The 9,347-nt window shown below is 68.6% G+C and carries 7 protein-coding genes; all 7 read left to right on the forward strand.

The window, feature by feature from the left end:
- On the forward strand, nt 1–221 hold a 221-nt coding region (locus tag G6048_RS44305; RefSeq protein ID WP_268979403.1), incomplete at its 5' end, for a DALR anticodon-binding domain-containing protein.
- Nucleotides 222–243: 22 nt separating this feature from the next.
- On the forward strand, nt 244–1,635 hold the full coding sequence (gene lysA, locus G6048_RS44310) for a diaminopimelate decarboxylase (RefSeq protein WP_165345284.1): 1,392 nt from the start codon (nt 244–246) through the stop codon (nt 1,633–1,635).
- A 185-nt stretch (nt 1,636–1,820) separates the two neighbouring features.
- Entirely contained in the window at nt 1,821–3,113 is a 1,293-nt protein-coding gene (locus G6048_RS44315; RefSeq protein WP_165345285.1) for a homoserine dehydrogenase, read from the forward strand.
- Between the two features lie 6 nt (nt 3,114–3,119).
- Complete coding sequence (gene thrC, locus G6048_RS44320) at nt 3,120–4,178, forward strand: threonine synthase (protein WP_165345286.1); 1,059 nt, start codon at nt 3,120–3,122, stop codon at nt 4,176–4,178.
- 265 nt (nt 4,179–4,443) lie between these two features.
- Nucleotides 4,444–5,361 (forward strand): homoserine kinase, encoded by a 918-nt coding sequence (thrB, locus tag G6048_RS44325; protein ID WP_165345287.1) that lies wholly within the window; start codon nt 4,444–4,446, stop codon nt 5,359–5,361.
- Between the two features lie 386 nt (nt 5,362–5,747).
- Nucleotides 5,748–7,799 (forward strand): transcription termination factor Rho, encoded by a 2,052-nt coding sequence (gene rho / locus G6048_RS44330; protein WP_165345288.1) that lies wholly within the window; start codon nt 5,748–5,750, stop codon nt 7,797–7,799.
- 380 nt (nt 7,800–8,179) lie between these two features.
- Nucleotides 8,180–9,319: an LCP family protein gene (locus G6048_RS44335; protein ID WP_165345289.1), complete on the forward strand. Its 1,140-nt coding sequence runs from the start codon at nt 8,180–8,182 to the stop codon at nt 9,317–9,319.
- Nucleotides 9,320–9,347: the final 28 nt, after the last annotated feature.

Genomic DNA, 9,347 nt, shown 5'->3' on the forward strand with positions numbered 1-9,347 from the left:
CAGCCGCAGCGACCCGCCGCGCCCCCGACCACCTGGCCCGCCACCTCGTCCTCATCGCCGACGCCTTCCTCCGCTACCAGGAGGTCACCCGCGTCCTCCCCGTCGGGGACGAGAAACCCTCGGCCGCCCACCGGGCCCGGCTGGCGCTTGCCGAAGCCGCCGGGACGGTGCTGGCCGGCGGTCTGACCCTGCTCGGCATCGACGCACCCGAACACCTCTGAGAGAGCCGAAGAAAGACAAGTCATGAGCCGTTCTGCACACCCCGCCGGGCCCCGTCACGCCGATGTTCTGCCCGAGGGGCACTACACCGCCCCGCCCACCGATCTCAACGCCCTGGACTCGAAGGTCTGGGCGCAGACCGTGACCCGTACGACCGACGGGGTCGTCAGCGTGGGCGACATCGATGTGAAGAAGCTCGCCGAGGAGTTCGGTACTCCGGCGTACTTCATCGACGAGGCCGACTTCCGTGCGCGGGCGCGCGCCTGGCGTACCGCCTTCGGGGAGGACGCCGACGTCTTCTACGCCGGCAAGGCGTTCCTGTCGCGCGCCGTCGTGCGCTGGTTGCACGAGGAGGGGCTCAACCTCGACGTCTGTTCCGGTGGCGAACTCACCACCGCCCTGTCCGCCGGGATGCCCGCCGACCGTATCGCCTTCCACGGCAACAACAAGTCCACCGAGGAAATCACCGAGGCCATCAGCCGTGGCGTGGGGCGCATCGTCCTCGACTCGTTCCAGGAGATCGTCCGCGTCGCGCACATCGCCCAGTCGCTCGGCAAGCGGCAGCGCGTGCAGATCCGGGTGACGGTCGGCGTCGAGGCGCACACGCACGAGTTCATCGCCACGGCCCACGAGGACCAGAAGTTCGGCATCGGGCTCGCGGACGGGCAGGCCGCCGAGGCCGTACGACGGGCCCTCGCCCTCGACGGACTCGAACTCATCGGGATCCACAGCCACATCGGCTCGCAGATCTTCGACATGGCCGGTTTCGAGGTCGCCGCGCGCCGGGTCGTGAAGCTACTCGCCGAGATCCGCGACGAGCACGGCGTCGAGCTGCCCGAGATCGACCTCGGCGGCGGCCTCGGCATCGCGTACACCAGCGAGGACGACCCGAGCGAGCCCCACGAGATCGCCAAGGCGCTGCACGAGATCGTCACGCGCGAGTGCGAGTCCGCGAAGCTCCGCACCCCCCGCATCTCCGTCGAGCCGGGACGCGCCATCGTCGGGCCGACCGCCTTCACCCTGTACGAGGTCGGCACCATCAAGCCGCTCGACGGACTGCGTACGTACGTCTCCGTCGACGGCGGCATGTCGGACAACATCCGCACCGCGCTGTACGACGCCGAGTACACCGTCTCCCTCGTCTCCCGCGTGAGCGAGGCCGAGCCCATGCTCGTACGCGTCGTCGGCAAGCACTGCGAGAGCGGCGACATCGTCGTACGTGACGCCTTCCTGCCCGCCGATGTCGCGCCCGGTGACCTCATCGCCGTGCCGGCCACGGGGGCGTACTGCCGCTCCATGGCCAGCAACTACAACCACGCGCTGCGCCCGCCCGTCGTCGCGGTCCGGGACGGCGAAGCCCGGGTGATCGTCCGTCGGGAGACGGAGGAGGACCTGCTGCGGCTCGATGTCGGATGAGCCACCGATGACCGATGTACGCGGTCGGATGACCCGCTGACGTACGAAGACAACCGGCGGAAGATCTCCTGTGATCGGCCGCCGGAGAAATGAAATAGACATCTCACGATCCGGACATGGCATAGAAAGTCCCGTCCGGTGAGTGAGACTGGATCCACCGTGACGGTAAGAGGAAACGAGGTCGGATGATGCGTACGCGTCCGCTGAAGGTGGCGCTGCTGGGCTGTGGTGTTGTCGGCTCAGAGGTGGCGCGCATCATGACGACGCACGCCGACGACCTCGCCGCCCGCATCGGAGCCCCCGTCGAGCTGGCCGGCGTCGCCGTCCGGCGGCCCGACAAGGTACGGGAGGGCATCCCGGCCGAGCTCATCACCACCGACGCCACCGCCCTCGTCAAACGCGGGGACATCGACGTGGTCGTCGAGGTCATCGGCGGTATCGAGCCCGCCCGCTCCCTCATCACCACCGCCTTCGAGCACGGCGCCTCCGTCGTCTCCGCGAACAAGGCGCTGCTCGCCCAGGACGGCGCTGGCCTGCACGCCATCGCCGAGGAACAGAACAAGGACCTCTATTACGAGGCCGCCGTCGCCGGTGCCATCCCGCTGGTCCGGCCGCTGCGCGAGTCCCTCGCCGGCGACAAGGTCAACCGCGTGCTCGGCATCGTCAACGGCACCACCAACTTCATCCTCGACAAGATGGATTCGACGGGCGCCGGCTACCAGGAAGCCCTCGACGAGGCCACCGCGCTCGGGTACGCGGAAGCCGACCCCACCGCGGACGTCGAAGGCTTCGACGCCGCCGCCAAGGCCGCGATCCTCGCCGGAATCGCCTTCCACACGCGCGTGCGGCTCGATGACGTGTACCGCGAGGGCATGACCGAGGTCACCGCGGCCGACTTCGCCTCGGCGAGGGGGATGGGCTGCACCATCAAGCTGCTCGCCATCTGCGAGCGGGCCGCCGACGGGGAGTCCGTCACCGCGCGCGTGCACCCCGCGATGATTCCGCTGACCCACCCGCTCGCCTCCGTGCGCGGCGCGTACAACGCCGTGTTCGTCGAGTCGGACGCCGCGGGCCAGTTGATGTTCTACGGGCCCGGCGCGGGCGGTGCGCCGACGGCCTCCGCGGTCCTCGGCGACCTCGTGGCCGTCTGCCGCAACCGGCTCAGCGGCGCCACCGGACCCGGCGACTCCGCGTACACCCGGCTGCCCGTCTCGCCGATGGGCGAGGTCGTGACTCGATACCACATCAGTCTCGATGTGGCGGACAAACCGGGTGTTCTCGCCCAGGTCGCGACCGTTTTCGCTGAGCACGGTGTCTCAATCGATACGGTTCGCCAGCAAGGGAAAGACGGCGAGGCCTCTCTCGTCGTCGTCACCCACCACGCGTCCGACGCCTCCCTGAACGGGACCGTCGAGGCGCTGCGCAGCCTCGACACCGTGCGGGGTGTCGCCAGCATCATGCGGGTTGAAGGAGAGTAACCAGCAATGACCCACCAATGGCGCGGAATCATCGAGGAGTACCGGGACCGGCTGCCGGTATCCGACAGCACGCCGGTCGTGACGCTCCGTGAGGGCGGTACGCCGCTCGTGCCCGCGCAGGTGCTCTCCGAGCGCACGGGCTGTGAGGTTCACCTCAAGGTCGAGGGCGCGAACCCGACCGGGTCCTTCAAGGACCGCGGGATGACCATGGCCATCACCCGGGCCAAGGAGGAGGGCGCGAAGGCCGTCATCTGCGCCTCGACGGGGAACACGTCGGCTTCGGCCGCCGCGTATGCCGTACGGGCCGGAATGGTCTCCGCCGTGCTCGTCCCGCAGGGCAAGATCGCCCTCGGCAAGATGGGCCAGGCACTCGTGCACGGCGCGAAGATTCTCCAAGTCGACGGGAACTTCGACGACTGCCTCACGCTCGCGCGCAATCTGTCCGACAACTACCCCGTGGCGCTGGTGAATTCAGTCAACCCGGTGCGTATCGAGGGCCAGAAGACCGCCGCGTTCGAAATTGTGGACATGTTGGGTGACGCACCTGACATTCATGTCCTGCCGGTGGGCAACGCGGGCAATATCACGGCCTATTGGAAGGGCTACACGGAGTACGCGGCCGACGGGATCGCGAAGCAAACCCCTCGAATGTGGGGTTTCCAGGCCTCCGGTTCCGCCCCGATCGTGCGCGGTGAGGTGGTCAAGGATCCGTCGACCATCGCCACCGCGATCCGTATCGGCAACCCGGCCTCGTGGAAGCTCGCCCTGGCCGCGCGGGATGAATCGGGCGGTTTCATCGATGAGGTGACGGACCGTGAGATTCTGCGCACCTACCGGCTGTTGGCCTCCCAGGAGGGCGTCTTCGTCGAGCCCGCGTCCGCGGCGTCCGTCGCCGGACTGCTGAAGGCCGCCGAGCAGGGCAAGGTCGATCCGGGCCAGCGCATCGTCTGTACGGTGACCGGAAACGGCCTCAAGGACCCGGACTGGGCCGTCGCGGGTGCTCCGCAGCCCGTCACGGTCCCGGTGGACGCTGCAACGGCGGCGGAGCGTCTCGGCCTCGCGTAAGCGTGGCGCTTACGTTTCGCCTAACCCGTCATTCCTGACAGGGGGTGCACAGGGGGCTTATGGCACGCATCGTGCGCCTCCCGTGCGCCCTATGTCGCCACGGAACCTTCCTTCGATAGGCTGTACGTAACCCGCCCGCCGCATATGCCGCGGTGCCGCGCCGTCTCTGCGGCCGCCGGGTCTTCCGTGATCTTCCGTTCGTCTCGCAGGATTTCGACACATCTCGACAATCTCGCAGCTCAAGCTCAAGGAGAGTCATCGAGCGATGGCCGGTCCAGCGTTCCGCGCCGCCGCCGTCCGGGTGCGCGTCCCCGCCACCAGCGCCAACCTCGGCCCGGGCTTCGACGCCCTCGGCCTGTCGCTGGGGCTCTACGACGACGTGGTCGTCCGAGTGGCCGACTCCGGACTGCACATCGACATCGCTGGTGAGGGCAGCGAGACCCTCCCGCGTGACGAGACTCACCTCCTCGTACGTTCCCTCCGTACCGCCTTTGATCTGCTGGGCGGACAGCCGCGCGGACTCGAAATCGTCTGCGCGAACCGCATCCCGCACGGCCGTGGCCTCGGCTCCTCGTCCGCCGCGATCTGCGCGGGCATCGTCACCGCGCGCGCCGTGACCATAGGCGGCGACGCGAAGCTCGACGACGAGGCACTTCTCGAGCTCGCCACCGAGATCGAGGGCCACCCCGACAACGTCGCGGCCTGTCTGCTCGGCGGCTTCACGCTGTCCTGGATGGAGGGTGGCGCAGCGCGCGCCATCAGGATGGATCCCGCCGAATCCATCGTTCCGGTGGTTTTCGTACCCGGAAAGCCCGTCCTCACCGAGACCGCCCGCGGACTGCTGCCGCGCACCGTGCCGCATGTCGACGCCGCCGCCAACGCGGGCCGCGCCGCACTGCTCGTAGAGGCCCTCACCAGGCGCCCCGGGCTGCTGCTGCCCGCCACCGAGGACCGACTGCACCAGGAGTACCGGGCTCCGGCCATGCCGGAGAGCGCCGCCCTGGTGGAGCGGCTGCGGGCCGACGGAATCCCCGCCGTGATCTCAGGGGCGGGCCCCACCGTGCTCGCGCTGGCCGACGAAGCCACCGCCGACAAGGTCTCCCGGCTGGCCGGCGAGGGCTGGGCGGCCAACCGGCTGAGCCTCGATGCCCAGGGAGCGAGCGTGCTGCCGCTTGCCACCTGACACACGGTTGCCGGATTTGGAGAGGGGGAATGTTTGTTGGATCCGGTAGTGTTAATCTCAAGTCTGCACCCGACCCCACCATGGCGAGGTGCTTCGTGTCCCCGTCCGGGACAGACCTCTTTCCGGGAGCCTCCCAAACTGCTTTGTGCCACGCATTGGACGCTATGCGCTGAGCAGTCCTGAGCACGCTCCGGAACCGGCGTGACCGAGCCGACCGACACCGCACCTCAGTGTCACGGCACCCGGAAACGCCATCACCAGATATGCCCTCCGCCTCTTTGGCGGACCACCGCCCCGGCACGGTCCACATCACAGGACCGAAGCCGGACAGCACAACCGGTCGCCGAGCCAGACAGGCCGACGTCCGCTCCAGGGAAGGACCCTTCGTGAGCGACACCACCGATCTGATGGGCGCACGTGTCGAGGAGACCGCTGCCGCGCCCGCCACGGACGCCTCCGCCGCGCCTGCCACCGGTGCTTCAGGCTCCCGTCGGCGCCGCGGCAGCGGCCTTGAGGGCATGGTGCTGGCCGAGCTGCAGCAGGTCGCATCCGGCCTCGGCATCAGGGGCACCGCGCGGATGCGCAAGAGCCAGCTGATCGAGGTCATCAAGGAGGCGCAGGCAGGAGGGGGTGCCCCGGCGAAGACCGCCGAGGCAGCCACCGAGACCAAGCCGAAGCGCCGGGCCACCTCGAAGGCTCGTACGGGGGACGACTCCGCAGCGCCCGCCGAGAAGAGCGAGAAGAAAGCCGACAGCGCGGGCAAGGCAGACAAGGCCGAGAAGGCTGAAAAGGCCGTAGCTCAGCAGCAGATCGAGATTCCTGGTCAGCCGGCCAGTGATGATGCTCCGGCCGAGCGTCGGCGTCGTCGGGCCACCGCCGATGCGGGCAGCCCCGAGACGGTCACCGCCGAGGCGAAGAGCGAGCCGAAGGCCGAGGCTCCTGCTCAAACCCAGCCCCAGGGCGAGGCCAGGGCCGACTCCGGTGACCAGGGTGGCGATGGCCGCCAGGGCCGCCGCGACCGGGACCGGGGCAACCGTGACCGTGACCGTGGCGACCGGAGCGACCGAGGCGGTCGGGACCGGGACCGCGGCCGCGGCAAGGGTGACGACCAGCAGGGCGGCGGCAACCAGCAGCGCGGCCAGCAGCAGGGCGGCGGCCGTCAGGACCGCCAGGACCGTCAGCAGCAGGACGATGACGACTTCGAGGGCGGCCGTCGCGGCCGTCGCGGTCGTTACCGGGACCGCCGTGGCCGCCGAGGCCGCGACGAGATCGCCGAGCCGCAGGTCAACGAGGACGACGTCCTGATCCCCGTCGCGGGCATCCTGGACATCCTCGACAACTACGCGTTCATCCGTACGTCCGGCTACCTGCCCGGTCCGAACGACGTGTACGTCTCGCTCGCCCAGGTCCGCAAGAACGGCCTGCGCAAGGGCGACCACGTCACCGGCGCCGTCCGGCAGCCGAAGGAGGGCGAGCGCCGCGAGAAGTTCAACGCGCTCGTGCGGCTCGACTCCGTCAACGGCATGGCGCCCGAACTCGGCCGTGGCCGCCCGGAGTTCAACAAGCTGACGCCGCTCTACCCGCAGGACCGGATCCGTCTGGAGACCGACCCGGCGGTGCTGACGACGCGGATCATCGACCTGGTCGCGCCGATCGGCAAGGGCCAGCGTGGTCTGATCGTGGCCCCGCCGAAGACCGGTAAGACCATGATCCTTCAGGCGATCGCCAACGCGATCACGGTCAACAGCCCCGAGTGCCACCTGATGGTCGTCCTGGTCGACGAGCGTCCGGAAGAGGTCACCGACATGCAGCGGTCGGTCAAGGGCGAGGTCATCTCCTCGACCTTCGACCGCCCGGCCGAGGACCACACCACGGTCGCCGAGCTGGCCATCGAGCGCGCCAAGCGCCTGGTGGAGCTGGGCCACGACGTGGTCGTACTGCTCGACTCGATCACGCGTCTGGGCCGTGCGTACAACCTCGCCGCCCCCGCCTCCGGCCGCATCCTGTCCGGTGGTGTCGACTCGACCGCGCTGTACCCGCCGAAGCGCTTCTTCGGTGCCGCGCGCAACATCGAGGATGGCGGCTCGCTGACCATCCTGGCCACCGCGCTGGTCGAGACCGGCTCGCGCATGGACGAGGTGATCTTCGAGGAGTTCAAGGGCACCGGCAACATGGAGCTCAAGCTCGACCGGAAGCTCTCCGACAAGCGCATCTTCCCGGCGGTGGACGTGGACGCGTCCAGCACCCGTAAGGAAGAAATCCTGCTCGGCAACGACGAGTTGGGCGTCGTCTGGAAGCTGCGCCGGGTGCTGCACGCGCTCGACCAGCAGCAGGCGATCGAGCTGCTCCTGGACAAGATGAAGCAGACGAAGTCGAACGGCGAGTTCCTGCTGCAGATCCAGAAGACGACGCCGATGCCGGGCAACGGCGGCGACTGACGTCGGCGTTTTCTGACCGCTCGAGGGGCTGCCCCCGTCACGAACGTGACGGGGGCAGCCCCTTTTCGCAGGTTCTTGCCGGCACTTGTACGGCCCTGAAGGCCGCCCCGGCGCGAGACCTTCGCCACACCTGTGAAGATCGCCACCCACGGTGAACAGGACGCAGAGTTGGCCTGAAATCGCAGGTGAGCGGGCGGACTTCGCCCTCGTGAGTCACGGGTTGCTCACATTCGCCCACAGAGTGGTCACAGTGCGTTGTGCAACCCTTTTTTCGGTTTCAACGTCTGACGTGACGGGTCCTGACATACCAGTCATGACCGACGCGCCATGCCTGACCCTGCACACAGGGGGTAACCGACCGGACGAGGACTGAGGAGCACATGTCTGCCGAGAGCACGCCTGATTCCGGCAACCCGGAAGCCTCTGGACCCAGCGGCCCGCGCCGCCGCGCCAAGGGCCGCCGCCGCAAGCCGCGCAGCACGCGCGGCAAGGCCCTCCTCGTCACGGCCTGGGTCGCGGCGGGCGTCGTGGTCCTGGGCGGTACCGGACTCGGCTACATGTACTTCAGGCTCAACAACAACCTCGACAGCGTCGACATCAACCAGGCCCTCGGCGCCGACCGGCCCCTGGACGTCGACAACGGCTCGCAGGACATCCTCGTACTCGGCTCCGACACCCGCGCCGGCAGCAACAAGAAGCTGGGCGGCGGCGTCGACGACGGTTCGGCCCGTGCGGACACGGCGATGATCGTGCACGTCTACAAGGGCCACAAGAAGGCCAGCGTGGTCTCCATACCCCGCGACACCCTCATAGAGCGCCCCGAGTGCACCGACGCCGAGGGCAAGACCCACGAGGGCTCGTCGAGCGCGATGTTCAACTCCGCGTACTCCACGGGCGGCGCCGCCTGCGCGGTGAAGACCGTCGAGTCGATGACCGGCATCCGCATGGACCACTACATGGAGGTCGACTTCAGCGGCTTCCAGAAGCTCATCGACGACCTCGGCGGCGTCAAGGTCACCACGAACAAGGACATCTCGGACCCGGACAGTCACCTCGACCTCAAGGCCGGAACCCATCAGCTCACCGGTGAGCAGGCCCTCGGTCTGGTCCGCACCCGGCACGGCGTCGGCGACGGCTCCGACCTCGGCCGCATCCAGCTCCAGCAGGCGTTCATCAAGGCACTGGTCGAGCAGGTCAAGAACATCGGCGTACTGACCAGCCCGAAGAAGCTGTGGGACCTCGCCGACACCGCGACGAACACCGTCACCACCGACTCCGACCTCGAGTCGGTCCAGGACCTGGCCTCGTTCGCCAACGGGCTCAAGGGCATCAGCTCCTCGAACATGACCATGGTGACGATGCCGGTCCAGTACGACCCGGCCGACGGCAACCGGGTCCTCATGCTCAAGCCGAAGGCAGACATGGTCTGGAAGGCTCTGAAGAACGACCGCCCGATCCCGAAGGCGGCCACGGAGGACACGGCCACGGGCAACGCGAAGGGCGTCGTCGGCTCAGGCTGACTTTCCCCCGCCCCGCCCCGCCCCTTCC

The organism is Streptomyces ureilyticus (assembly GCF_011045025.1).
Lineage (GTDB): Bacteria > Actinomycetota > Actinomycetes > Streptomycetales > Streptomycetaceae > Streptomyces > Streptomyces ureilyticus.

Coding starts and splice junctions, on each gene's coding strand:
- lysA (WP_165345284.1), top strand. CDS start 244: ATGAGCCGTTCTGCACACCCCGCCGGGCCCCGTCACGCCGATGTTCTG.
- G6048_RS44315 (WP_165345285.1), top strand. CDS start 1,821: ATGATGCGTACGCGTCCGCTGAAGGTGGCGCTGCTGGGCTGTGGTGTT.
- thrC (WP_165345286.1), top strand. CDS start 3,120: ATGACCCACCAATGGCGCGGAATCATCGAGGAGTACCGGGACCGGCTG.
- thrB (WP_165345287.1), top strand. CDS start 4,444: ATGGCCGGTCCAGCGTTCCGCGCCGCCGCCGTCCGGGTGCGCGTCCCC.
- G6048_RS44335 (WP_165345289.1), top strand. CDS start 8,180: ATGTCTGCCGAGAGCACGCCTGATTCCGGCAACCCGGAAGCCTCTGGA.